At 63.3% G+C, this 25,432-nt stretch carries 18 protein-coding genes; 8 read left to right on the top strand and 10 right to left on the bottom strand.

The window, feature by feature from the left end; translation table 11 throughout:
• Window positions 1-4: 4 nt before the first annotated feature.
• The 8 genes from AC2S9W_RS14825 to AC2S9W_RS14790 form a co-directional block, all read right to left on the bottom strand.
• On the bottom strand, window positions 5-1,258 hold the full coding sequence (locus AC2S9W_RS14825) for a sarcosine oxidase subunit beta family protein (protein ID WP_486571156.1): 1,254 nt from the start codon (window positions 1,256-1,258) through the stop codon (window positions 5-7).
• Window position 1,259: 1 nt separating this feature from the next.
• A complete protein-coding gene (locus AC2S9W_RS14820) occupies window positions 1,260-2,042 on the bottom strand; it encodes an SDR family NAD(P)-dependent oxidoreductase (RefSeq protein ID WP_486571155.1) in 783 nt (260 codons plus the stop codon).
• Complete coding sequence (locus AC2S9W_RS14815) at window positions 2,039-3,649, bottom strand: gamma-glutamyltransferase (RefSeq protein ID WP_486571154.1); 1,611 nt, start codon at window positions 3,647-3,649, stop codon at window positions 2,039-2,041. Before AC2S9W_RS14815 ends, AC2S9W_RS14820 begins: the two co-directional genes overlap by 4 nt.
• Before the next feature lie 40 nt (window positions 3,650-3,689).
• Window positions 3,690-6,092, bottom strand: a complete 2,403-nt coding sequence (locus AC2S9W_RS14810; protein WP_486571153.1) for a S9 family peptidase — start codon at window positions 6,090-6,092, stop codon at window positions 3,690-3,692.
• Between the two features lie 214 nt (window positions 6,093-6,306).
• A complete protein-coding gene (locus AC2S9W_RS14805; RefSeq protein WP_486571152.1) occupies window positions 6,307-8,100 on the bottom strand; it encodes a M24 family metallopeptidase in 1,794 nt (597 codons plus the stop codon).
• 23 nt (window positions 8,101-8,123) lie between these two features.
• Window positions 8,124-9,515, bottom strand: coding sequence for an MFS transporter (locus tag AC2S9W_RS14800; protein WP_486571151.1), 1,392 nt, complete (start codon window positions 9,513-9,515; stop codon window positions 8,124-8,126).
• Between the two features lie 115 nt (window positions 9,516-9,630).
• The gene (locus tag AC2S9W_RS14795) at window positions 9,631-10,563 is read right to left on the bottom strand and encodes an alpha/beta hydrolase (protein WP_486571150.1); all 933 of its coding nucleotides are present in this window, start codon (window positions 10,561-10,563) and stop codon (window positions 9,631-9,633) included.
• Between the two features lie 163 nt (window positions 10,564-10,726).
• Window positions 10,727-11,563 carry a helix-turn-helix transcriptional regulator gene (locus AC2S9W_RS14790; protein WP_486571149.1) on the bottom strand — a complete coding sequence of 279 codons (837 nt, stop codon included), beginning with the start codon at window positions 11,561-11,563 and terminating at the stop codon, window positions 10,727-10,729.
• A 565-nt stretch (window positions 11,564-12,128) separates the two neighbouring features.
• Between AC2S9W_RS14790 and AC2S9W_RS14785 the strand changes: the two genes are divergently transcribed.
• Complete coding sequence (locus AC2S9W_RS14785; RefSeq protein ID WP_486571148.1) at window positions 12,129-14,411, top strand: TonB-dependent receptor; 2,283 nt, start codon at window positions 12,129-12,131, stop codon at window positions 14,409-14,411.
• A gap of 223 nt (window positions 14,412-14,634) precedes the next feature.
• Window positions 14,635-15,519, top strand: a complete 885-nt coding sequence (gene folD / locus AC2S9W_RS14780; protein ID WP_486572093.1) for a bifunctional methylenetetrahydrofolate dehydrogenase/methenyltetrahydrofolate cyclohydrolase FolD — start codon at window positions 14,635-14,637, stop codon at window positions 15,517-15,519.
• A gap of 150 nt (window positions 15,520-15,669) precedes the next feature.
• Here the strand turns inward: folD and AC2S9W_RS14775 are convergent, their stop codons facing one another.
• On the bottom strand, window positions 15,670-16,311 hold the full coding sequence (locus tag AC2S9W_RS14775; protein WP_486571147.1) for a YitT family protein: 642 nt from the start codon (window positions 16,309-16,311) through the stop codon (window positions 15,670-15,672).
• A gap of 328 nt (window positions 16,312-16,639) precedes the next feature.
• On the opposite strand from AC2S9W_RS14775, the gene AC2S9W_RS14770 reads away from it, so the two are divergent.
• The 6 genes from AC2S9W_RS14770 to AC2S9W_RS14745 all read left to right on the top strand — a co-directional run bounded on the left by AC2S9W_RS14770 (window position 16,640) and on the right by AC2S9W_RS14745 (window position 23,464).
• The gene (locus AC2S9W_RS14770; protein ID WP_486572092.1) at window positions 16,640-17,935 is read left to right on the top strand and encodes a sarcosine oxidase subunit beta family protein; all 1,296 of its coding nucleotides are present in this window, start codon (window positions 16,640-16,642) and stop codon (window positions 17,933-17,935) included.
• 9 nt (window positions 17,936-17,944) lie between these two features.
• A complete protein-coding gene (locus tag AC2S9W_RS14765) occupies window positions 17,945-18,232 on the top strand; it encodes a sarcosine oxidase subunit delta (protein WP_486571146.1) in 288 nt (95 codons plus the stop codon).
• Window positions 18,229-21,153, top strand: coding sequence for a sarcosine oxidase subunit alpha family protein (locus AC2S9W_RS14760; protein WP_486571145.1), 2,925 nt, complete (start codon window positions 18,229-18,231; stop codon window positions 21,151-21,153). Before AC2S9W_RS14765 ends, AC2S9W_RS14760 begins: the two co-directional genes overlap by 4 nt.
• Window positions 21,146-21,733, top strand: a complete 588-nt coding sequence (locus AC2S9W_RS14755; RefSeq protein ID WP_486571144.1) for a sarcosine oxidase subunit gamma family protein — start codon at window positions 21,146-21,148, stop codon at window positions 21,731-21,733. Before AC2S9W_RS14760 ends, AC2S9W_RS14755 begins: the two co-directional genes overlap by 8 nt.
• On the top strand, window positions 21,730-22,578 hold the full coding sequence (gene purU, locus AC2S9W_RS14750; protein WP_486571143.1) for a formyltetrahydrofolate deformylase: 849 nt from the start codon (window positions 21,730-21,732) through the stop codon (window positions 22,576-22,578). Before AC2S9W_RS14755 ends, purU begins: the two co-directional genes overlap by 4 nt.
• Window positions 22,579-22,795: 217 nt before the next feature.
• Window positions 22,796-23,464, top strand: coding sequence for a TetR/AcrR family transcriptional regulator (locus AC2S9W_RS14745; protein ID WP_486571142.1), 669 nt, complete (start codon window positions 22,796-22,798; stop codon window positions 23,462-23,464).
• Between the two features lie 564 nt (window positions 23,465-24,028).
• On the opposite strand, the gene AC2S9W_RS14740 is transcribed toward AC2S9W_RS14745, so the two are convergent.
• Window positions 24,029-25,200, bottom strand: a protein-coding gene (locus AC2S9W_RS14740; protein ID WP_342520550.1) for an IS3 family transposase whose coding sequence is annotated in 2 segments (ribosomal slippage) — window positions 24,029-24,936 and window positions 24,936-25,200 — 1,173 coding nt in all. Because the reading frame shifts where the segments join, the coding sequence is not laid out codon by codon here.
• Between the last annotated feature and the right edge of the window lie 232 nt (window positions 25,201-25,432).

Here is a 25,432-nt window from a genome sequence, read left to right as displayed (position 1 = left end):
GGTCTCAGTGCGCCACCGCGGCCGCGGCCGCCTCGTCGATCATATAGCCGTCGCGGAAGCGTTCGATCGTGAACGGTGCATTGAGCGCGTGAGGCGCATCGGTCGCCATCGTATGTGCCAGCAGGTGCGCGGCGCCCGGCGTCGCCTTGAACCCTCCTGTCCCCCAGCCGCAATTGACATAGAGGCCGGGAACGGACGTCTTCGCGATGATCGGCGATCGGTCGGGCGTGACGTCCACGATCCCGCCCCAGTTGCGCAACATCCGCATTCTGCGGAATTGCGGGAATATCTCGCAAATCGCCTCCAGCGTATGCTGCGCGACGTGAAGCCCCCCGCGCTGGGTGTAGCTCGTATATACGTCGGTGCCCGCGCCGATCACCAGTTCGCCCTTGTCGGACTGGCTGATATAGGCGTGGATCGTGTTCGACATGACCACGCAGGGCAGGACCGGCTTCACAGGCTCAGACACCAGCGCCTGCAACGGGAAGCTCTCGAGCGGCAACCGCAGGCCTGCCATGCCCATCACGACGCTGCTGTTGCCGGCCGCGGACACGCCGACCTTCGCCGCCCGGATCGGGCCGCGGGACGTCTGGACCCCGATCACCCGCCCCGAACGGTCGCGGTCGATCCCCGTCACTTCGCAATTCTCGATGATGTCGACGCCCATTGCGTCGGCCGCCCGGGCATATCCCCAGGCCACCGCATCATGGCGAGCCGTGCCGCCGCGACGTTGCAGCGCTGCGCCGATGATCGGGTAGCGCATGCCGGGATCGATGTTGAGCGGCGGGCAATAGGCCTTTGCCTGCTCCGCCGTCAGCCACTCATTGTCGACACCGTTCAAGCGATTGGCGTGGATGTGACGCCGGAACACCTGCTCGTCATGGACCGTGTGAGCCAGCATCATCACGCCGCGCCGCGAATACATGACGTTGTAGTTCAGTTCCTCGCTCAGCGTGTCCCACTTCTTGACCGCATGATCATAGAGCGAGGAGCTCTCGTCGAAGAGGTAGTTCGAGCGGATGATCGTCGTGTTGCGGCCGGTGTTGCCGCCGCCGATCCAGCCCTTTTCCAGCACGGCAATATTGGTGAGCCCATAGTCGCGAGCGAGATAGAAGGCGGCGCCGAGGCCATGGCCGCCGCCGCCGATGACAATGGCGTCATAATGCGATTTGGGCGCCGCGGCGCGCCACTGCTCGCGCCATCCCGAGTGATTGCGCAGTCCGTGGCGAATAAGCGAGAAGAGCGAGTAACGCTGCATGTCAGTCACGCACCGGAACGGTGTGGTTGAGGACAAGGCGGCCGCCGTCGGCGTAGAGGATCTGGCCGGTCATATAGGAGGAGTCCTTGCTGGCCAGGAACGCGGCGATGCCGGCAATCTCTTCGACCTCGCCGACGCGGCCGAGCGGCGTGCGGGAGAGCACGGCACGCAGCGCGTCGGCATCGCGCAGAAGCGTGTTTTGGGCCAGATCGGTGGCGATGGTCCCGGGACCGATCGCGTTCACGCGAATGCCGGACGCGGCGAGCGCCAGCGCCATCGCGCGCGTCATCTGGTTTATCCCGCCTTTCGACACGGCGTAGGCGAGTTGATCGCCGATCGCGACCACCGCGTTGATCGAACTCATATTGATGATCGAACCCCGGATGCCGTAAGCGACCATCTCGCGGGCGACATGCTGGCTCACGAGAAAGACCGATTTGAGATTGACGCCGAGCACGCGATCGAAATCGGCCTCCGCCAATTCGAGGAACGGCGCCTTGTGGACGATGCCGGCGACATTGATGAGCACATGGGCGGGTCCGCCCCATTCGAAAATGTCCGCGAGGCATCTTTCGACGTCTTGCGCGCTTGATACATCGAGCCCGTAGCCTCTGACATCCGCCCCGCTTGCGTCGAGCCGGCCGGCTTCCGCCTCGACCTTCGCGACGTCGATATCGCACATCGCGACCTGATATCCGTCATCGAGGAAGCGCGATGCGCAGGCGAGACCGATTCCCCGCGCGGCGCCGGTGACTATGACCAGCGGTTTGGCTTCCTTGCTCATACCGCCTCCGCTGCCCCGGAACGACGCGGGTCCGCGCAGGCGCTGGCGACGCCGCCGGGCGAAATATGGATGCCCTCGTAGCTCCCCGCGTGGAAGCTCCACGGGCTTGTCAATTCGAACTGCAGGCCCCGCGCCGCGGCCGCTGCGTGTATCTCCGGGGTCCCGCAATCGAGTTCGATCGCGACGCTGTTCGCCGTGCTCCCACCATAGACCGGCCCGCCGATCCGCGGCCGGTGCACCGATGTCTCGATATCCATACCGAAATCGAGGATGTTCAGCGCGTTGGTCACACAATTCTGGATCAACGCCACGCTCGGCGATCCGGCCGCAAGCACGGGTTTGCCGTTCGAACCGAAGATGATGTGCGGCGCGACGTAGCAGGTCGCGCGGTCGCCGGGTTTCGGCATGTTGCGCGCGAAGTGAGCGGCGCCGGACCACAGGCTCATGCCGTCGACCATCAGCCCGTTCATCCACGGCAGCGACATGACCGAGTGGAGGACGGTCGCGACATTGCCGTCGCGATCGACCACCGTCAGATGGTTCGAGCCGGGGTAAGGAGAGCGCGCCGGATCGACCGGCACGGGGTCGCGCATCTTCATGAGTTCGAAGCGCATCGCCGCATAATCCTTCGACAGGATGGTTTCGAGCGGCGTCGGCCAGCTGTTGGGGTCGCCTTGTGCGGCCCCGTCGAGCGGGACCTCGAGGCAGAAGCGCGACAGCCAGTACAGGCTGTCCGCGCTGTCGGTGGGCATGCCCCATTCCGCGAGCGGGATCTGCTCGATCAGGTTGAGGATTTCGATGATGTGGGTGCCGCCATTGTCGGGCGGCGGCGAACCGGCGATCCTGTGCCCGCGATAGCTTCCCCAGGCGGGCTCCATCCAGCGCGGCGCGAAGCGGTCGAAATCCTCCATCGTCAGCACGCCGCCGGCGGCACGAACGGTTTCGACCACCTTTTCGGTGAAGCGCGACCGGTAGAAATAATCGACCCCGCCAATTGCCATCTTCTCGAGCGTATCGGCGAGCCGATGATTAACAATGATCTCGCCGGGGCCGCGCAGCGCATTGTCGCGAAAATAAATCTCGCGTCCCTCCTCGCTGAGGCCGATCTTGCCCGCCTGCTCGAACATCATGCCATAGAGAAAGGGATAGATCGGAATACCCGTGCGCGCGAGCTCGATGGCCGGAGCGGCGAGTTCCTCGCGCGATTTCGTCGCATGGCGCTCGCGCGCGGCTTCCCATGCCGCCCAGAAGCCCGGGATCGCAACCCCGCGTCCCGTCGCGAGGTCCGCGCCGGTTATTCCGCCAAGCCCGGCTAGCGGCGCGTTCATCGAACCGTTGAGATAGTGGGTCGCCCCCGTCGCGGCGTCATAGTGCATCATGCTGAGCATGCCGAAGGCGGTGGTCATGTGCGGCTCGACCACCGTTTGCGCCAGCGAGGCGGCAAGGATTGCGTCCACTGCATTGCCGCCGTCGCGCAAGATCGCGGTGGCGACGCGCGTCACGATGGGGTGCGAGGAAACCGCGACCCCCTCCTTGCCCGAAGCCATGCGTTTCCGGCCGAAAACCGCACGGTCGGAAAGCTGGCGGATATCGTCGACGTCGAACATCATCAAACTCCCGGGGTCTTGGTCGCAGGGCCGCGACCGGTCACGCGAATGCGCTCATGCCGCCTTTTCCGATGCTGTAATCGCGCGGCGGGGTTTGGCGCATCAGATGCTCGACGAAATAGTCCCATTGCCGCCGCAGAAAGTAGGGCTCTGCGAGATAGAAATGCGTGCCATTGGGCATGTAGAGCAAATCATAGGACCGGTTGGCCTGGTTGAGCGCCGCGCAAAGCTGCAAGGTGACGGCGGGAAACGCATTTTCATCCATGTCGCCATAGGCGAGAAGGAGCTTGCCTTTCAGGTTGGCCGCGAGGACGCCATTGTCCAGCTTCCGGTAGTTCTCGGGGACCGCCCCGGCGTCGGGCTTGAGGCGCACGCCGTTGCCATAATCGGGCAGGGGGCCGCCGCCTGCATAATAGAGGCCGTGGAAATTATGGCTCCCGGCCGACGAGAAAGCGACCTTGAAGACGTCCGGATGACGCAGGATGGCACGCGCCGAGGTATATCCGCCCGCGCTATGCCCATAGACGCCGATGCGGTCGCGATCGAGCGTTGGATCGCGTTCGCAAAGCTGCCTCAGCACCTCGACATGATCGTCGAGGCAGACGTCGCCCGAGGCCTCGTAGCCGGCGTCCTGGAAAGCTTTCGATCGCAGCGGCGTGCCGCGTCCGTCGACGACAACGACGGCGAATCCGAGCGCCGCGAAGGCTGCGCGACCATGATAGCCGACACCGAAACGCCCCGCCGCGAAATTATGCGGTGCGACCACGATCTGCGGCCCGCCGTAGATCGCCGTGACGACCGGCACCGCGGCGCCGGTCGCACCGTGAGGACGGTAGATCGCGCCGTAGAGATCGGTGACCCCGTCGGCGGCCTTCGCGACGAAAGGTTCGGGCGGGCGCCAGCCGGTGTCATAGAGCGCGCTCGCGTCCGCTTCCTCGAGCGGTGTGATCATTTTGCCGTCGTCGGTGGAACGCAGGACCGTGCTGCCGGGCGTGGAGACCGTCGACCAACTGTCGATAAAGACGCTGCCATCGGGCGAAATCGCAGATGCAGGGCGCGCCATGCCGAAGATGCGCGCCAGCAGGGATTCCGGAGGCCCGTCAACCGCATGATCGGCCGCCTCGGGACTGAGGAGCGTCAGATTTTGACCGTCGATGTCCACGCGATACACGCGGCGCTGGTAGGGATCGCCCGGTTCGCGGCCCGAGGCCGTGAAATAGATACGCCCCTTCGCTTCGTCGACCTCCAGCACATCGCGCACCGGCCAGTCGCCCGCAGTGATCGGGTTGATCTGTTCGCCGGTCGCAAGATCGTACAGGTAAAGATGCCCGTAGCCGCTGCGTTCGGAATACCAGATCGCTTGGCTCCCACCGGCGATGATCCGGCTGTTGGGCTGCTTATACAGCTCGGCGCCGAGCTTGAGAAAGCCCGTCGTCGGTTCGGCGATGGGGATGCGAAGCGTCCCCGTGGTGACATCGATCTCGAGAAGCATGGTCGCCCCGGTCCTGTCGGGCGCGGTGGCGACGAACACCCGGCGGCTGTCGTCAGACCAGTCGAGCGGCTCGAGATGGACGATCCCTTCGCCGAGATCGCGCCCGAGCTTGTCATGAAGCGCGATCGGCACCCGCCGGCCCGTGGCGATTTCGATCGCGCAGGCGCTGAACAGGGGGCCTCGCTCCCCGACGAGCGCCTGCTGCACATGATAAGCGCGCGGCCGGGCGCTACCGTCCTGCGGCACCGATTCCAGAAAGGGATAGGGCTCGATATGCCGCTCATCGACCCGTCCGCCGATGACATATTTTCCGTCGGGCGACCATGACCAGCCGAAGGGTATCAGCGGGATGTTGGCCTGGCGCCGCGCGATCGCAAGCAAGGCCGCATCGGGATATTTGCCCCAGGCGTAACTTTCCTCGCCATCGTCGGTGAGGCGGCGTTCGGCGCCGCTCGCGATGTCGAGCACGGCAAGATCGTGGCCGCGCACGACCAGCGCCTGGTCCCCCGCGGGCGATAGCAGAAGTCCGGGTTTTGCCCCTTCGATCGCTCCAAGGTCCTCGGCAACGTCGGAAACCACCCGCCAGCGCCGCCCGCCATGGTGCAGCACGCATTCCCCGTCCGCGGTAATGGACTCTACCATCAGCAGGTCGGCATTCGCCGCTTGTCCCGCTGCGGTCTCGAGCGCGCTTGCGGCGGCCGCATGGTCGAACGCCGGGCGGCGCGTTCCGCCTTCCACCCAGATATACCGGCCGCCTCCGGCCACCTCGCGCCGATACCAGAAGCTATTGGCGCCCACCCAGTTCGGCCGCACGCTTTCGTTCAATACCAGGCGCATCACGCTGGCATCCAGCACGGCTTCCGCGGCCCGATATCGTGCCAGCATGTCCGCGGCGTCGGAGGCGGGTTGGTCCAATGCCTCGTCGTCGGCGGCTACCAGGGATTGGTTCATCGAGCGAACTCCGATCGATCGCGAGGGGAGGGTGCCGGCGCGGGTTCCAGGCTGGTCGCGAGCGGCGGTGGAAGACGGCAAGCTAGGGTCCCTCGCGCGGCCCTATCAAGGCCGCCGGGACGCTTTCAGCGGCTTTCAAAAGAGATTTGGCCGAGGGCGAAAATCCGGTGTCCTGTCGTACGCGGCGCGGCGAAGACGCCGCCGGGCGCGGCCTTCATGCCCGGCCGATCGGCGATGTCTGGATCTCCAGCCAGGGCCGGACATCCGGGGGCACCAGTGGGCCGATCGACCCGAGGACGGTCGCATGATAATCGTTGAGCCAATCGAGTTCGGCGTCGGTGAGCAACGCGGTATCGATAAGCATTCGGTCGATCGGCGCCATCGTGATCGTCTCGAAACCGAGCATCGGCTTCATTGCGCCGGGGATGTCGCGCGGGACGGCGACGACCAGATTCTCGATCCGGATGCCATAGTCGCCCTCCTTGTAGTAGCCGGGCTCGTTCGACAGGATCATTCCTGCCTCGATGCCTGCGTCACCCGGCCGGGGTGCGGCCAGCATGTGGGCCGGCCCTTCATGGACATTGAGAAAATGGCCGACGCCATGGCCGGTGCCGAGGGCGTAATCGAGACCGACCTCCCACAGCGCCCGCCGCGCGAAGGGATCGAGGCGGAAGCCCATCGTGCCTGCCGGGAAGGTCAGCCGGGCAATGGCGATATGGCCCTTGAGCACGCGGGTGAACCGGTCGCGGATCTCTTTACGCGCATCGCCGATGGCGACAGTTCGCGTGACGTCGGTGGTTCCGCCGGAATATTGCCCGCCAGAATCGACGAGATAGATGCTGTTCGGATTTATCGGCCGGTCGGTCTCCACCGTCGCGTCATAGTGCGGGAGCGCGGCATTGGCGTCGGCTGCCGAAATTGTCGGGAACGACAGGCCATGAAACCCTGCCTCCGCGCGGCGGAACCCGGCGAGGCGTTCGGCCGCCGACATCTCGGTCTGCCGTCCCTTCGGCGCTTCGCCGGACAGCCAGTGCAGGAATTGCGTGAGAGCGGCGCCGTCGCGGAGATGCGCTTGCTTTATACCCTCGATTTCGACCGGGTTCTTGATGGCCTTGGGCATCCGCGTCGGGTCGGCCATGTCGCGAACCTGCGCGCCGCCCTTGGCCAGCGCTTGATAGACGGCGATGGGCGAAAGGTCGGGATCGACCGCGACGCGCCGCCCCGCCATGCTTTCGAGCGCGGGGTAGAAATCATCGTAGCCAAAGGTCCGCACCCCGGCTCCCAGATGCCGGAGGACTGCGTAGCTCAGCTTGCTTTCATCGACGAACAGATCGACGCTGCCATCGCTCCAGCAGATGCCGAATGCGTAGGCCACCGGCGCGAATTCCACATCGCTCGCGCGGATGTTCAGGAGCCAGGCGATGGAGTCGAGCGCGATCAATATGGAGGCGTCGAGATTGCGGGTCCTCAGCAGGTCAGCGACCGCGCAACGCTTGTCGTCCGAACTCCTCCCGGCCTTTTCGATCGGCTGGACGAACATCGGTGTGGCCGGGCGGCCGGGTTGATCGAGCCAAAGGCGGTCGAGCGGATTTGTCGCGACCGGTATCAACTCGACGCCCGATACGGCGAGCGTCGACGTGATCTGGTTTATCGAGCTACGGGTGTGCAGGCGCGGATCATAACCGATCCGGTCCCCGTCGCGGCCATGCTCGGTCAGCCATGCGCCTGGGCCGGTGTGCGGCACTGGTGCGATCTGATAGCAGTCGCCGTCGACCTGCTCGCGCGCCGCGACCGTGTAGCGGCCATCGACGAATAGCGCCGCTCGATCCATCAGCACTGCGGCCGACGCGGTCGAACCCTTGAAACCCGTCAACCATTCGAGCCGTTTGGCATAGGCTGCCGGATATTCGGTGATGTGCTCGTCGCCCGTCGCAAGCAAAAAGCCGTTCAGACCTACCCCTGCCAGTTCCGCCCGCAAGGCCATCAGATGCTCAAAGTATCTTCTCATGACGATCGGAGCGGTTCTTCTGGCTACGCTTCCTTTCGGGCAGTGCTCGGCGGCCAGCGATCATCGCCGGCAAGCTCGCCCGAAGAAGGGGGAGGGGGCGTGTCAGGCGCGCGGACCTTTGCGATCGTTCGAGCGATATGCCTGTCAGCGAGCCAGTAGATCGTTGCGCCGATCACGACCGCGGGGAACGCCACCGACAGCGAGGCCATCTGCAGTCCGCTTTCAGGGCCGAACACATGATCGGACAACAGCCCGACCAGGACCGGGCTGATCACCCCGAACAACGTCGACGAGACCGTCGAGATCGCAAAGAATCGTCCGAGGAGCTGCGGGGGCGCGAGGTCCTGGACGACGGTCGGCAGCAAGGAGTTCCCCCCGATACCGAGGCCCATTTGAATGGTCGCGATCACGAAGATTTCGGTGGAAGTCCGAGCGAAAAGGTAGAGCGGAATGATGAGGGCATAGAGCGAATATCCGATCTGCGACACCCGCACAGGAGTCATCACGCCCCACCTCGATTTCATGGCCTTGGCCGCGGTGCCGGCAAGAACCAGCCCGCCCACGCTGCCGAGCACCATCGCCGTTCCCAGTCCGGCGCCGACCGCACCTGGGGTCATTTCGAATTTGCGCATGAGTATGATCGGCAGCCATGTGAAAACCGCCGATGCTCCGAGTATGACCAGCCCGAAGGGCACGAACACGGCTGAAATCGCTTTCCAGTTCGCGGCTAGATAGGCGCGGAAATTCAGCTCCGGCAGCTCGATGGCGGTTGGCGTTGAGATGGGCGCCGGAGCAGGCTGTGAATTGAGACGAAGGAAAACGATCGCGATGGCCAGGACCGGGCCGGGCAAGGCTACGGCGAAGAAGACAAGGCGCCAGGTCTCGCGCGTGAACTCTCCGGTCGGGACCAAATGGCTGATCACACCGATATGATCGATGATCAGGCCTGCGAGCGCGATGCCGACGCCGCCACCGACGACAGACGCCGCATAGTAAATGAAATTGGCCGTCATCCGCTGCTTTTCGGCGAACAATTGGGGTATCAGCGCAAAAACGATGATGGACAGGCCGGCCTCACCAGCCCCGAGCAATGCGACGCTGGCCAGCAGCGAGGGATAGCTTGTCGCCAGGCCGCAGGTCGCGATCCCGATCGACCAGACAATGACGCACAGCGACAGGAGGACGCGGCGATCCATCCGGTCGGCAAGCCAACCGAGCGGAAAGGCGGCGATACTGGCGAACAATACGGCACCGAAGCCCTGCAGGCTTCCGATTTGCGTGTCGCTGAGATGCAAATCCGCCTTCAACTGCTGCGAGAGCAGGATGATGACCTGCCGGTCGATGACCGCGTAGAGCGTAGCCACCGAGAGGACGAGAAGCGCATACCAGGATGCGAGTGATGCCCGCGATTGCATTATCTTGATTTCCCCTCTTGCAGCGATGCTGCCATCGCTGTCCGGACTTCAGGCAAGTCGATGTGGTCGGCCGGCATGCGGCGTACCCGCCTGCAGTCCCGATTGATCGCGATGACTAGAGGCGCAGCGCGAAGCGCAAACCGCGGCTGATGGCCGCAGGGAATACGCTCAGGTGCGTTTCGTTTTCGAAGACGATGGCCTCGACTTCGCATGGAGCCGGGGCTTCGAGAGCGCGCAGGCGGTCGGCCAATGCCAGCGCATTGGTGACCATCGCGAACGATGTGAGCATCTCCTGCATCTGTTCGCGCGTCACGCCGGGATGGACCGGCACATGTTCGGCCAGCTTTTCCTCGAGCTCGCCCAGGGTGAACAAGACGCGCGGTGCGACTTCGCCCGCCGCAACCGGCGCCGTGAGCTTGATCTCGTCGTCGAGAATCGCGCCGCCGCTCCAGTTGATCGACGGACTGCCGACGAGATAGGTCTGATAGGCGGCGGGATGATTGAACAGGACGTGCAGGGCAAACAGTCCGCCGAACGAATCGCCCCACAGGATGTTGTTACGGCGATCGGTCGCGTAAGTGGCGTCGATAAGCGGCCGCAGTTCCTCGATCATGAACCGGTGAAAATTCTCCGCATCGCCATAAATCGCGCCCTGGGTGATCGGCGACGCTTCAAGCCCCGCGAGCGTAGCCGCGTCGGGCTGGGTCGGCAGCAGGTCGGCGCAACGCGCACGCGAAGCATAGGCCCAATCCTTGCCATAACCGATTCCGACCAGGTAGGCGGGCTTCAGTTCCAGGCCGACCGCCTGCATCAGAAGGGTGTCGGCAAATGTGTGGAAGATGAAATCGGCGTCGTTCAGATATATAACGGGGAAGCCTTCCGGCGGCGGATCGCCCGCCCACTCGGGCTTGGCCACGTAAATCCGATATGTGCGCCCGGTGGACTCCGACGTCATGTCCCATTGTTCGCAATTGGCGCGCTCAACGGGCAGTCGGACGGGCGCGGTGGAAGCCGGTGACGGCGCTATCTCGGCGATCGGGTCAGTCATGCAACACCTTTTGATGAAATGGCGGTCAGACTAGCCATCGATTTCCGGCCCGTCTTTCGCCCCTCGCCAAAAAGATTTCGCATGCCGCCAAATGGACGAACGCCGAGCCGTGCCTGTTGCCTCCATGCCGGTGAAAATGCTCGAGGGAATGGGGGGCTGCCGTTCAGCTTCGCGGCAATGCGCTGCGCCGGCGAAGCTCGCTCGGAGTGGCGCCGAAGTGCCTCTGAACGGCGACCGTGAAGCTCGATGCGCGATTGTAACCGACGGCATAGGCAATCTGCGTGATCGAGGCGTCCCGCTCGTTGAGGAGTTCCAGCGCCTGCTGCATCCTAAGACCATGGACATAGTCGAACACGGACTGGCCGAGTATCTGCCGGAACCCGCTGCACAGGGCGCTGCGACTAAGCCCGACGCGGCGCGCCAACGCCTCGAGCGAAGGCGGGGAGGCCAGATTATCGGCCAGCACCTGCTGCGCCTTCAACACTCCCCGCGCCGTCAGCCGCGTCGTCTCGGGAGAGGTGAAGCCTTCGCTGTGATCGAAAGCCTCGAACATCTGGCAGATGATCTCGATTGCCTTCGATTGCAGGAACAATCGCCGCCTGTGCCCCTCGAGCGGGCAGCCATGCACGTCGTCGAGGCATCGGAACATCGCGGCCGACAATGGCAGCGCGCGACCGGCTGTCTGCCGCAGGTTACCGTTGAGGAAATCCTGGACATCGACCGGCAGTTCATGCTCGCCGCCCGCGAAGAGCGCCTTCAGGGCATTCCGGTGGATGACGATGTAGATATATCGTGCCATCCCCGCGAGCGTCACATCGGCGGGTGGCTGATATTCGGGTTCGATGATGAGTGCCGTACCCGGACCTTCGAAGCTCACCGGCTCTCCGTCATGCGCGACATATTCTCCATCGCCGCTGCTGGCGACGTAGAGCTGCAACGTGTCGGGCGACAGGACATGACTCGATTGCGGCGAGTAATATTCGGTCTCGCTGAAAATCATGTAGAAGCCGTCGGTAAACCCGCAAAATTCATGTTGGCCGGTCCCGAATGAGCCGCTTGCGCCGAAGCGATAGTGACGGTTATCGCTCAAGCGGACGAAAGCATCGGGGAGCTGCCCTTCGGCTACGACAGGGTCGATCGCATAGTCGTCGATCGCATAGCGGATGGTAAGCTGTTCGGTATCCCGGTCGGGGGAGGGGAAGCGGCGCGCAGGGGGGAGACGGGAGGGTGTCCGCGCCTGTCGCCGCGGTGCAATCCAACCCGCGCCGAGCCGAGGTCCGTGTTTCTGCCCGGCGGAGAGTTCGTCTGACGCTTGCATCGCTTACAGTCCTCCTACGTGTCGATGCAGTTCAGCCCGGTTCGCGGAGCTGGTCAAGTAAAAATACAGCATCGTCAAAAATTGGAATTTTGGCCGTGAGCGAAATCCATTTGGCGGTGTTCGAAAGGTGGATGGCTTGCTCTCCCGCAGAAAAGGCGTTCAGATGCGGGTCGGGCCACGCGAGAATCCTCCGTCGGCGACGATATATCAAACATACATTTATGTATTATGACGAGGGAGTGTTTTGATGACCGCGATGTTCGGAAAAGGCTATCTTTTGTCGGCTAGCGTGGTTGCGCTATGCCTGACGGCAAACCACGCAAAGGCACAAGTCGCGCCCGATAGCGTCGTCCTGCCGGCTGTTGCCGACGAGGTTCCGAACGATGGTGAAATCGTCGTGACGGCCAGCAAGCGCGAAGAGAAGCTGCGCGATGTCCCCTCGGCGATTACGGTGCTCGGAGGCGATGCAATCGAGCGGCTCGGTGTCCAGTCGGTTCGCGACTATGCCACGCTCACGCCCGGCCTGACCGTTCAGGACGATGGCACTCCCGGCTCGGGGAAAGTCTATATCCGCGGTCTGCAGACAGGGGCGCTCCAGCAATCCGCCACGACGGTGGTCTATCTGGATGACGTGCCGTTCACCGCCAGCTCGTCCAATGGCGGCGGCGCATTCGTTGCGCCCGATCCGGAACTCGTCGACCTTGATCGAATCGAAGTGCTGAAAGGTCCGCAGGGCACGCTTTATGGCGCGTCGAGCCTCGGCGGCGTCATCCGGATGATCTCGAAGCGGCCCGACCCGTCGAGCTTCTCTGCCAGTGTCCGGGCGGAAGCGACCGCGATCGACGGCGGTGGGTTCGGTTATCTGGCCAATGCCAGCGTCAACATACCCCTCGTGGCGGATCGGCTGGCGGTGCGCGCAACTGCGTTCTACCGGCGCGCGCCGGGCTATGTCGACAACATCGGTACCGGAACCAAGAACGTCAACGAAAGCGATTCGAAGGGCGCCCGCCTCGCGATCGGATGGACGCCCACCGACCGGCTGACGATCGATCTGGTGGGCCAGTTCCAGGACACCGATACAAATGGCCTGGCGCTGCAGGACAATGTCACGGGCACCTTCACGCCTCTCTATGGCAAGCGGAAGTACAGTCAGTTCTTCGACGCGCCGTCGAGCACTCGCTACCGGCTGGTGTCGGCGACCGGAACTTATGATGTCGGGATCGGCCGGGTGATCGCCGTTGCCGCCTATTCCGAGAGCAAGTTGCATACCGAGAATGACTTTTCGGCGAGCTATGTGCCCATTCTCCCGCTCCTCGGACTGCTCGGTTACAACTATCCGGCGAACACCGGCTTTGCCTATCAAAGCACGATCCCTCAAAAGAAGAAGACTGCCGAACTCCGCTTTGTCTCGAACAGGCTTGGCCCGGTCGAATTTCTCGTCGGCGGTTTCTACACCCATGAGCGGGTGGATCCGCTCACGACCGATATCGTCGCGCGCGACACCACGACCAACACGCAGCTTTCGGGCGCCCTCGGCTCCTTCATCTCCTCCCCCATCAGGGACCGGTACGAAGAGCTGTCGGCCTTCGGCAACCTCACATTCTATCTCTCGGATAACTTCGATATCACCGGCGGCGCGCGACTGGCGCACTACAAGGAAAATTTCACCCTGAACTACAGCGGCGTCTATTATGACGCGTTGCTGGGCGGACCGCAGCAGACACCCGGGCTCGACGCCAGCGAGAATCATACATCCTATCTCGCGACGGTACGCTGGCGGCCGACAAGCAACCTCAGCCTGTTCCTCCGCGCCGCAAGCGGCTTCAGGCCGGGCGGTCCCCAGCCGGCCGTAGCCCCGCCGACGGGCGCTCAAACCACGATCAATCCCGACACGGTCTGGAATTATGAAGCGGGGATCAAGGGCGACTTCCTCGACAGGACGCTGAGCCTCGAGGCTTCGGTTTACCGGATCGATTGGAAGAATATCCAGCTTTACACGATCTTCCAGAACCAGATCGTGCTCGCCAATGCCGGCAAGGCAAAGGTGGAGGGCTTCGAGGTCTCGGCCCTGGCACGCCCGTCCGATCGACTCAGCATTGGCGTCAACGCCGGCTACACCGATCCGCGGCTCACCAGGATCGATCCCGGCGTGAGCGCTGTCATCGGCGCAGCGGCCGGCGACCCGATCCCGTACACGCCGCAATGGACGGTCGCGGCAACCGTCGACCAAAGCGTTTCGCTTGGAAACGATGTCGAAGGGCAGCTGGGCGCGACGATGCGCTTTCAGTCGGAAATGTTCACCTCCTATCCGAGCAGCGTGACCGCTCCGAACGTGAAGCTCCCGTCGATCGGCACCGTCGATCTGCGGGCAGGTGTGAGCTTCCGGCAATATCAGGTCCAGTTCCGCGTCGACAATGTTTTGAACGAGTTCGGCGTCATCAACTACGCGCCCGGCACGCCTGGGGTCCCGGCGACGGCAAACATCATCCGTCCGCGCAGCTTCACTATGTCGTTGAGCGCCAAGTTCTAGCGGGCCGGCGCGTCCCGGTATCACCAGCCGGGTAATGCGCGCTCGATTGGAGCCTGTCGCCGGGGGGAGGCAGGCTCCCTTTTTAATGGGTGCTGCATATCGCGGGCGGGCTAGGCGAAGCCCCGGGTTAGGAGGCGTGTCGCGATCCGGGCGGTGGCACCGGATCGCTTTTTGCGCACCCGGAGTGACATGCGGAAGCGCAACGGTTCCCGGAGAAATTAAGTTGGCGGCAAAAATCATTGATGGCCGCAAATTGGCCGCGAAACTGCGCGAGGCTTTTGCTCTTCGCGTGCAGGCGCTCGAGGCGTCCGGGGCATGTCCGCCGGGTTTGGCCGTCATCCTCGTCGGAGAGGACGCAGCCTCGGCCGTCTATGTCCGCAACAAGATCAGGGCCTGCGAGGCGACAGGGATCAAATCGGTCAGCCATCGACTGCCGTCGACAATATCCAATGCCGAACTGCTCGGCATGATCGTCGAACTGAATGCAGACCCCGCCGTGCATGGTATCTTGGTTCAACTGCCGCTCCCTCCGCATATCGATGTTGCACGGGTGCTCGAAACGATCGCGATCGAAAAGGACGTCGACGGGTTTCATCTGTATAATGTGGGCGCGCTCGTAGCCGGGAATACCGTTTTCCCGCCATGCACGCCCTATGGCGTTGTAAAGCTGCTCGAAAGCGAGGGTGTGTCGGTAGAGGGCCAGAATGTCGTCATCGTCGGGGCCAGCAACATCGTCGGAAAGCCGATGGCGCTCATGCTGATGGCCCGCGATGCCACCGTCGCGATTTGCCACGCAAAGACGCGCGACCTTGCCCAGTTCACCATTCTCGCGGACATTCTTGTCGTCGCGGCGGGCGTGCCCAACCTGATTTTGCCCCAGATGGTCAAGACCGGCGCGATCGTTATCGACGTCGGCATCAACCGGCTGCCGGACGGGACAATCACCGGCGACGTCGATTTCGCCGGCGTCGCGCAGAAAGCGGCAGGCATAACGCCGGTGCCGGGCGGGGTCGGTCCGATGACCGTCACCATGCTTTTGGAAAACACGATTGCATCGGCGGAGCGCGCGAATGTGCGGCAGAGGCTCGTCGAAGCACGCCACGATTGATGTCCGGGCGAGCCTGAACTGGCGCCCGACGGGCACGCCGTCCCCGATGTTCTTTGGATTATTGGGCAGCGGAGCGCATTTGGCTTTGCCCGATCAGCGTAATCCATGCGCGTTTGCCGCAGACGACTTCACGGGATTGCCCGAGCCCGCCTAGTCCGTGGTTAGCCGCGGTGGCCGTTGCCACAGGATCAGGATGGCGCTTCCCGTGAGGGTCGCGAGTGCCGACCAGAGCAGATCGGACGGCGCGATGATCGCGCATGATGCCGTGAAAATCACGGTATCGATGCCAAGCTGAATTTTTCCCGGGTTCACGCCGTGGCGGCGCTCGATCCACAGAAACAATGCTCCGAACCCGCCTACGCCAGCGCCATGCCTCGCCAGCGAAAGCGTTCCCATACCGAGCATCGCGCCTGCCGCGAGAGCTGCGATCGGCTTGCTGAGCACGTCGATGTGGAATGCCAATGGCGTGAGGCCGGACAGGATGGACAGGCACAGACTCGCCGTGACGGTTTTGACAAGGAAGCCCCGGCCCATCGCGCGCCCCGCGAGCAGGAAGAATGGCACACTGAGGACCATCAGCAAGATCCCCGCCTCGACCGGAACGATGTAGGAGATCAGCAACGCGATTCCCGAAAGCCCCCCGATAATAAGGCGAGCGGAAGAAAGCAGGGCGAGTCCGGCGACTATCAATAGCGAACCGACGAAGATCGCGTAGGCATCTTCTAGCGTGGCACGCGTCGACCAGGCGCGGTCGAGCGGCGGCGGTTCGGTGTTTTCTAAGTGCTCCGTCATCGGATGTCATTCCGCCCCTGGCTTTGCCGCGACTGCCGGATTGCGACGCGGACATGCCGGTTTGTCCGGCTCGGCGCGATCCCGAGCGGGCGGTGAGCACTCTCGGCAATTCGGCGAGTCGAAGCCTCTTCGCGCCCCCGGCGGCCTATCGATGAAGCGAATAAATTAAGCAACACTGCATTGTTTTACCGACGCGGTTGCCGCTTCGCTCTCGAAGGCTCGTAGATACCTAGCGTAATAAGGAGAATTGCGCGGCTCTTGAGGCGCGAACGCCCGTATTATCGCCGGAAAAAATATGGGAAGAACGGTGCTGTATTTCTCTTGCGATATGACATTCAGTTGTGCATTAAACTCATATGAAAAGAAGGGGGAGTCTGTGACGAGACGCTATTCCGCACTGTCGCTGATACGCGAGGGGTTGAACGGCCAGCGAGGCTGGGAGCCCGCGTGGAGGGAAGCAGCGCCCAAGGCGGGATATGACGCGGTCATTATCGGCGGCGGCGGGCACGGCCTTGCCACGGCCTATTATCTCGCCAAGAATCACGGCATGACCAATATCGCCGTGATCGAGCGGGGATGGATCGGCGGCGGAAACACCGGCCGCAACACCACGGTGATCCGGTCGAATTACTTCTTTCCGGAAACGGCGCAATTTTTCGATTTCGCGCTGAAGCTCTACGAGGGCTTGTCGCGCGAACTCAACTACAACATCATGTTCTCGCAGCGCGGGATCTGGATTCTCGGCCACGACCGGCACGGCATGGAGATGCTCAATCGGTCGGCCAATGCGATGCTCCTCAATGGCGTCGATGCGGAACTCCATGATGCCACCTCGGTACGAAAGAATATTCCGGGGCTGAACGACAATCCGCGTTTCCCGATCCACGGGGCGCTCAACCAGCCCCGCGCAGGCACGGCGCGTCACGATGCCGTCGCTTGGGGATATGCCCGCGCCGCCTCGCGCCTCGGGGTCGATATCATCCAGAATTGTGAGGTGACCGGCTTTCTCATCGCGAACGGCAAGGTGCGCGGGATCGAAACGAGCCTGGGCATGATCGGCACCGGTAACGTCGGGATGGCCGTGGCCGGGCACTCGACGGCGCTTGCAGCGAAGGCCGGCGTCAGGTTGCCGATCAGCTCGTACGGTTTGCAGGCCTTCGTATCCGAACCCGTCAAGCCTTGCCTCGACACCGTTTTGCTCTCGCCGGCGACCGGGACCTATCTCAGCCAATCGGACAAGGGCGAGCTCGTGATCGGCGCGGGGCTGGACATATTCCTGTCCTATGCCCAGCGAGGCAGCCTGCCGTGGATGGAGCGCGCGGCCGCCGGGGTGGTCGAACTCTTCCCGGGTTTCTCCCGCATGCGGTTTCTGCGGCAATGGGCGGGACTTGTCGACGTCACCCATGATTCGACGCCGATCCTCGGGAGGACCCCGGTCGACGGCCTCTATGTCAACGGGGGCTGGGGGACGGGCGGCTTCAAGGCGATCCCGGCAGGTGGCTGGTGTCTGGCCCACCTCATGGCGACCGGACAGTCGCATCCTCTCGCGGCAGGCTTCGGCCTCGAACGCTTCCAGACCGGCGCCCTGATCGACGAAGCGTCGGCCGCCGGCATCGCGCACTAAGGACCCAATATGCTGCTGATCAACTGTCCCTATTGCGGGCCGCGCGCCGAACTCGAATTCCGCTGCGGCGGCGAGAGTCATATCCAGCGGCCTGGCCCCCATGGCGATGTCGATGACGAAGCCTGGGCGGACTATCTCTTCTATCGGCAAAATCCGAAGGGCGAGCATCGCGAGAGATGGGTCCACGCCGCGGGCTGTCGGCGCTGGTTTAACGTGGCGCGCGATACCGTCACGCACCGGATCAATGCGGTCTACCTGATGGGTGAAAGCATGCCCGTGACGGGAGATGTCCGGTGACCGGATGGCGAAACAATGCGGGGACGACGATCGATCGTGCTCGCCGGGTGAATTTTACCTGGGCGGGTCGTTGCTATGAGGGTTTCGCGGGCGACACGCTCGCCTCGGCCCTCCTCGCCAATGGTGTCTCGATCGTCGGGCGCAGTTTCAAATATCATCGGCCTCGCGGCCTGATCGCCGCAGGCCTCGAGGAGCCGAACGCTATCGTCCAGCTCGAGGCGGGTGCGGCCACGATACCCAACATGAAGGCGACGCAGGTCGAACTATATGAAGGGCTGGCGGCCAGTCCCGTCAATAGCTGGCCGAGCGCGACATTTGATATCCTGGCGGTGAATTCGCTGGTGAAGCGCTTCATTCCCGCCGCCTTCTATTACAAGACATTTCTCTGGCCGAACTGGCATCTGTTCGAGCGGTGGATTCGCAAGGCTGCGGGCCTTGGCGTCGCGCCGCAACACCCCGACCCAGACCCGTACGAACATCGCTTCGAACACATAGACACGCTTGTTGTGGGATCAGGCGCGGCGGGCCTTGCCGCTGCGGAGGCGGTCGCGGCGAGCGGAGCGCAGGTACTGCTGGTCGAGGCCGATGCGATCCTTGGCGGAGGATTGCTGGCGTCGACCGGGCCGGTCGAAGACCAATCGCCGGCCGCGTGGCGCGACGCCGCGCTCTCGCGGCTTCGGACGTTTCCCAATGTGCAGATTCTTGCGCGCACGATGGCGTTCGGCTTCTACGATCACGGGCTGGTCGCCCTGTGCGAACGCCTGACCGACCATCTACCGCTGTCGCAGCGCAGCGGGCCGCGCCAGCGGCTCTGGAAAGTCCGTTGTCGCCGCGCGATCCTGGCGACGGGCGCTTTCGAGCGACCGATCGCCTTTTCGGGAAATGATATTCCCGGCGTCATGCTGGCCTCTGCAGCCCAGGCCTATGCCCATCGCTATGGCGTCGTCCCGGGAAAGCGGATCGTCGTCACCGCGAACAATGACAGCGGGTATGAGGCCGCCTTCGCGCTCCAGGACGCCGGGGCGGCGATCGTCGCCATCATCGACACGCGGGCCGAAACGCCCATGGCTGCCCAGGCTGCTTCCCGCTCGATCCGCGTCATTCTCTCGTCTGCGCCGGTCGCGGCGCGCGGCAGGCGCCGGGTGAAATCGCTCTCAATCGGCGATCCGGCCGGCGGGTCGGCGCGCGCGACCTTGCGATGCGATACGATCCTCACCGCCGGCGGCTGGAATCCGGCGGTTCACCTGCATTCCCAATCGGGCGGCTCGCTCGCGTTCGACGAGGCGTTGCAGGCGTTCCTTCCCTCCCAGTCCGTCCAGGAGGCTCCATGCGTGGGGGCGGCAGCCGGAGTGTTCGACATGGAGGCCGCAATTTCCGGCGCGCGCGCCGTTGCGCGCGGCGGCAAGCCAACCCGTTCCGCCCCCGTTGGGGTCGGTCCGACACGTCATTTTGCCGACGGCGACGTCGCCGCGCAGACGGCGTGGCTCGATTTCCAGAACGACGTCACCGTGGCCGATGTCCAGCTGGCCTCGCGAGAGAGTTTCCGCTCGATAGAACATCTCAAGCGCTACACAACGCTGGGCATGGCCTCGGACCAGGGCAAGACCTCCAATGTCGCGGGTATCGGCGTCCTCTCGCACCTGTTGGGCAAGCCGCCGCAAACAATCGGCACGACCAAATTCCGGCCCCCGTTCGATCCCGTAACGATCGGCGGCTTTGCCGGCCGGGCTGTTGGACAGGACCTCATGCCGTTCGCGCGCCTGGCAGCGCATGACGAACAGATGGCCGCCGGCGCACAAATGGAGCAATATGGAGGCTGGCTGCGCGCCGCCTGGTACAGGAAAGGCGAGGAAGCCGAGGGAGCGGCGGTTCGCCGCGAGGTGCTCGCGGTCCGCAATTCGGTCGGTCTGTTCGACGCTTCGCCGCTCGGCAAGATCGAGGTCAAGGGCCCCGACGCCGCCGAATTCCTGCAGAGGATGTATGTCAATGGCGTGCGCAACCTGAAGGTTGGCCGGTGCCGCTATGGTCTCATGCTGAACGAACATGGCGTGGTTTATGACGATGGCGTGTTCGCGCGGATCGGAGAGAACCATTTCCTCGTCGGCACCACCAGTGGCCATGCCGCCGCCATCACCGATATCTTCAACGAGTGGCTGCAGTGCGAATGGCGCGATCTGAACGTTCTGGTCGAGAATGTCACCACCGGCTGGGCGGTGATGAATGTGGCCGGGCCGAAGGCGCGCGACGTCCTCAAAGCCGTTGGGACCGATATCGATCTGTCGTCCGCGGCCTTCCCGCATATGACCTATCGCGAAGGGCGCGTCGCCGGCGTAGAGGCGCGGATCGAGCGTGTCAGCTTCTCGGGCGAACTCTCCTACGAGGTGGCCGTGCCGTGGAGCTACGGGGCGGCACTTTGGGATCGTTTCATGCGCGCCGGGCGCAAGTTCGGCATCGCACCGTTCGGCATCGAGGCGCTGATGGTCATGCGTGTCGAGAAGGGATTCCTGCACGTCGGCTCCGATACCGACGGGACGACCTACCCCCAGGATGTGGGGTTCGGCCCGGCGATCGCAAAAAAGCCCGATGACTTCGTCGGCCGCCGATCGACGACACGTCCCGACGGGCTGCGCAGCGATCGCCGCCAGCTGGTTGGCCTTGAAGTCATCGATGGGGGCGGGATGATCCCGATCGGTGCCCATCTGCTTCCGCGGGGATCGACCGAGCCGCGCGGCACCGAGGGCTGGGTGACGTCGAGCGTAATGTCCCCGACCTTGCAGAAGCCGCTGGCCATGGCGCTGGTTGCTGCGGGCTCCGCCCGCATGGGTGAGGAGGTCCGCACTTGGCATCTTGGACAGACGCGACGGGCCCGGATCGTGGATCCGCGCGCCTATGACCCGGAAGGAGCACGGCTCGATGTTTGATCAGGATGGTTCGGCGCCGCTGGTTCGCCGTGGATCTTCTGGGCTGGCCGGCTTCAGCGAGGCAGGCGCCGCGCTCACGCTGGAGGACGGGCTCGGGGTAGGGAAGGTGCAGTTCCTGAGGGGAACCACCGCCGCATATTTTTCCGATCTGTTTGGCCATCCCGCCCCGGCCGACCGCCAGTCGCTCTCGTTGGACACGGTCGAAGTCTCCTGGCTCGCACCCGATGAGTGGTTTCTGACCGGCGGCGAGGCCGAGGTGCTCGCGATGATCGGACGCGCGGCCATGTTCGGTGATTCCTGCCTCGCGACGAACCTGTCGCACGCGCGTAAGGCCTTTCGGCTTTCGGGTGCCAGCGCGCGCGACAGGCTTGCCGCAGTCACGCCGCTCGATGTGACCGATGCTGCGATGACGGTGGGCGATGTCGCGCGGGCACCGCTGAGCGACACAGGTATGTTCATAGCACGCTTGCCCGATAGCGAAGGGCAACCGGTTTTCAGGATCGTCGTCGATCAAACCATGGCCACCTACGCTGTCAGAATGTTGCGCGGGCCGGCCCTGTCTCCAGGAGTTAATTCTTGACTACAGAATTTGTGCTGCGCTTTCGCGCACCGGACCGTCCCGGCATCATGGCGGCCCTCGCGACGCTGCTTGCGGCCAATGGATGCGACGTGCGGGGTGCAGAAGTCTACGGCGACGACGATACCTGCGGCTTCTTCTGCCGCATGGTCTTGACCGGCTCTTCGCCGCGCGAGGAACTCGCGGCGATCATCGAGCCAGCCGCGCGCGATCTCTCGCTGGACTGGGAGTTGCGCGATCTTGGGACCAGGCTGAAGGTCCTCATTGCCGTTTCCAGGTTCGGACATTGCCTCGTCGACCTCATTCACAAGCGCGAGATCGGGCAGCTGCCGATCGACATCGTCGGTGTCGTCTCCAATCATGAAGCGATGCGCAAGACCGTGGAGTGGCACGGGCTGCCCTATCACCATCTGCCCATGGATCAGGGGAAGCCTGCGCAGGAAGAGGCGTTTCTGTCGATCATCGAGCAGAGCGGCGCCGAACTGACCGTCCTCGCGCGTTACATGCAGATTCTTTCGGATGACTTTTCCGCGAAGCTCTCCGGGCGTTGCATCAATATTCACCATAGTTTCCTGCCGAGCTTCAAGGGCGCGAAGCCCTATCACCAGGCCCATGCCCGCGGCGTGAAGCTGATCGGCGCGACGGCGCACTTCGTGACGCCCGAACTCGATGAAGGACCGATCATCGAGCAGGACGTGCGACGCGTATCCCATTCGGTGACGGCCGATGAAATGGTTGCCATCGGCCGCGAGATCGAAGCGTCGGTGCTTAGCCGCGCCGTCCGCTGGCAAGCCGAGCACCGTATTTTCCAGAACGGCAACAAGACCGTTGTCCTGTCATCGATCTAGGGCGTTGCTCGCGGCGAAACCGGTGGTTTGTTTCCACAATGGGACAGGTCTGCATGTTTTGATCATGCTGGCGGAAATATGTGATCTCGCCGTTTCGCCTCTGTCGGAAACGCGGGGTGCGCGGCGGAAAGTGCTTCGGGGTGAGTAGGGCGGGAATATGAACCGCCGGCCAGGCCGGAGATTTCCGTGCCTCTGCGCTTTGTAACTGGGTGCATATATGGCATGGGCATTTCTGATGCCTTGTAAGGCCCAGCTGGAAGCATTGATCATGGTTGGCCGCACGCCAAAGAATACAATTCAGGACTGGATTGAAGCAGCCAAGCGAATGCTGGTTGAAGAGGGCATTTCCGGGCTTAAGGTCGACCGCTTGGCCAATCGCCTCGGCGTGACGCGCGGGGGCTTCTACCACCACTTCAAGGATCGCGACGAGTTCTTCGATCAGGTCATCCAATATTGGGAAGAGACCTGCCGGTTCTTGCCGGACGATGCACCGCCTTCGAAACCCGCGGACGCCGCCGACTGGCTCGACCGTACGGTGGCTCGGCTCATCGATGCCGACGGGTATGACTATCAGTTCGATCTCGCGGTGCGCGAATGGGCGCGAGGCGACAAGCGCGCGGGCTGGGCCGTGGAGCGTACCGATCGCGAACGGCTAGAGCGCCTCCGTGCTTTCTTCGAGGCGCTCGGGTACGATCGCCAGCACGCAGCGATCCGGGCGCGTGTTTTCTACTATCACCAGATCGGTTACTACGCCATCGGGGTGCTGCAGAGCATCGCTGAGCGCCGCAAGAACGCCCATCTCTACATCGACATCATCTGCGGCGAGGAAAAGCTGGCGGCGGCCCGGGCGAGTGCCGGGAAGAGCCGGAAAGCCCGTGCCGCCTGACTTCGCGGATGACGCGCCCGGCATCCAGCAGAGGATCAAAGGCTGTCGTCGTTCTGGCTGGCGTGGACGGATAGGCCGCGTGCCGAGTCCGGGTTCGCGCCACGATTATGTCGGGAAGGCGCCTGATGTCGGTCGTTCCAACAATGCAACCACCGTCCCCGAAAGCGGCCATTCATATGGTGGGCGCACAGCGACAGTTCTCACTCTTCAACTGCAATTATCTGGTTTTAGGCTCGCGGAGGTCGAAACAGACATTCATACACTTGCGATGCTGGCAAGATCGGGGAAGGCGACATGTCGAGTTGTATCCAGCTGTTATTTAGGGAGACGCTAAGCTAACTGACAAATCGTGGAGATTCTTCTGGAATTGCTGGCCGCGGACCTAGAGCGCGATGGCTGGTGCCGCTTTGCTTCGAACTCGGAGTGCGAGGCGGCTATCGCTCTTGCCGCGGACCGAGCGGTCAAGTTTCTTGGCCGACCCGCCGCGGGGCGAGCCGGAGCTATGAGGTGGTCCCGCCTTCTTGGACAGTTTGGCGGCTAAGTTAAGCTAATCCCGGTTGTCGTTCATGCCGCCTGTTTGATCATCAGATCATGGGGGGCATGCCCCCCATGATCTGATTGCCCGATCCGCCGATAGGCCTCTGCCGGGGTTCTCCCGGCAAGGCCCGAGTGTGGGCGCTGGGTGTTGTAATAGGTGATCCACCGGCCAAGACCAGCCCGCAACTCGGAGCCGGTCTCGAAGGCGTGCAGATACACGCATTCGTATTTCAGCGATCGCCAGAGGCGCTCGATGAAGACGTTATCCATCCACCGGCCCCGGCCGTCCATGCTGATGCGGACTTCGGCCTCGCGCAACACGCTGGTGAAGGCGAAGCTGGTGAACTGGCTGCCCTGATCGGTGTTGAAGATCTCGGGCCTTCCGAAGCGCGTCAGCGCTTCCTCCAATGCCGCGACGCAGAAGCCCGCGTCCATGGTGTTCGACAAGCGCCAAGCCAGTACCTTGCGCGTTGCCCAGTCCATGATCGCCACCAGATAGAGGAAGCCCCGGCGCATCGGGATGTATGTCACGTCGGCGCACCAGACGTGGTTCGGCCGCTCGATCGCCAGCTTGCGCAGCAGATAAGGATAGACCCTATGCTGCGGGTGCGGATCGCTCGTGCGAGGCCTCTGGTAGATCGGCGACAGACCCATCTTCGCCATCAGCCGCCGCACCCGTCGTCGCCCAACGTCATGACCATTACGGCGCAGATGCCGGACCATCTGCCGGCTGCCGTACCACGGCATGTCGAGGAACGCCGCGTCGATCACTCGCATCAGCGCCAACGTCTCCTCGGTCTCCGGCACTGGCGCGTAATAGTAGCTCGACCGGCTGATCGACAGCAGCCGGCATTGCGCCGCGATCGACAGGCGATGGTGAGCAGGCTCGATCATCGATCGCCTCCGTGCCACGCTCATCGACCGGAGGCTTTCGCTAAAAAATCCCGCTCCACCAGCAACTGCCCGATCTTCGCGTGCAGCTTGTCCACTTCGGCCTCGCTGGCCGCCCTGGCCGCTTCGCCCGCACCGGAAAATGTGCCCGCCATCCCCGCGATGGCCTGCCGCTTCCATGACGCAATCATCGTGTGGTGAACGCCATGCTTTGCGGCCAACTCCGCCAGCGTCAGATCGCCCCGGATCGCTTCAAGCGCAACCTTCGCCTTGAAATCCGCGCTGTACCGCTTCCTCGTCGTCTTCATTCCCGTACCAGTCCTTCAGGTCTGGACTAGCTTAACACCCTGTCCAGAAAACCGGCACCACCTCAAGACCCAACGAACTGGAAGTCGCTGTTCGTGGCAGCGGGCGTTAACGTGACCACCGACGTGAAGACGATCACCGCAAAGACCCTGTTTGAACGATTGGCGCATCTCGTACCAAGGTTTGATCACGTGATGCACAAGTTCTGTATGGATATTTCGGAACGTCGAAACG

Source organism: Sphingopyxis sp. 550B (assembly GCF_057401805.1).
The sequence above is the reverse complement of the archived record's forward strand: the minus strand, read 5'-3'. Positions and strand labels throughout refer to the sequence as shown.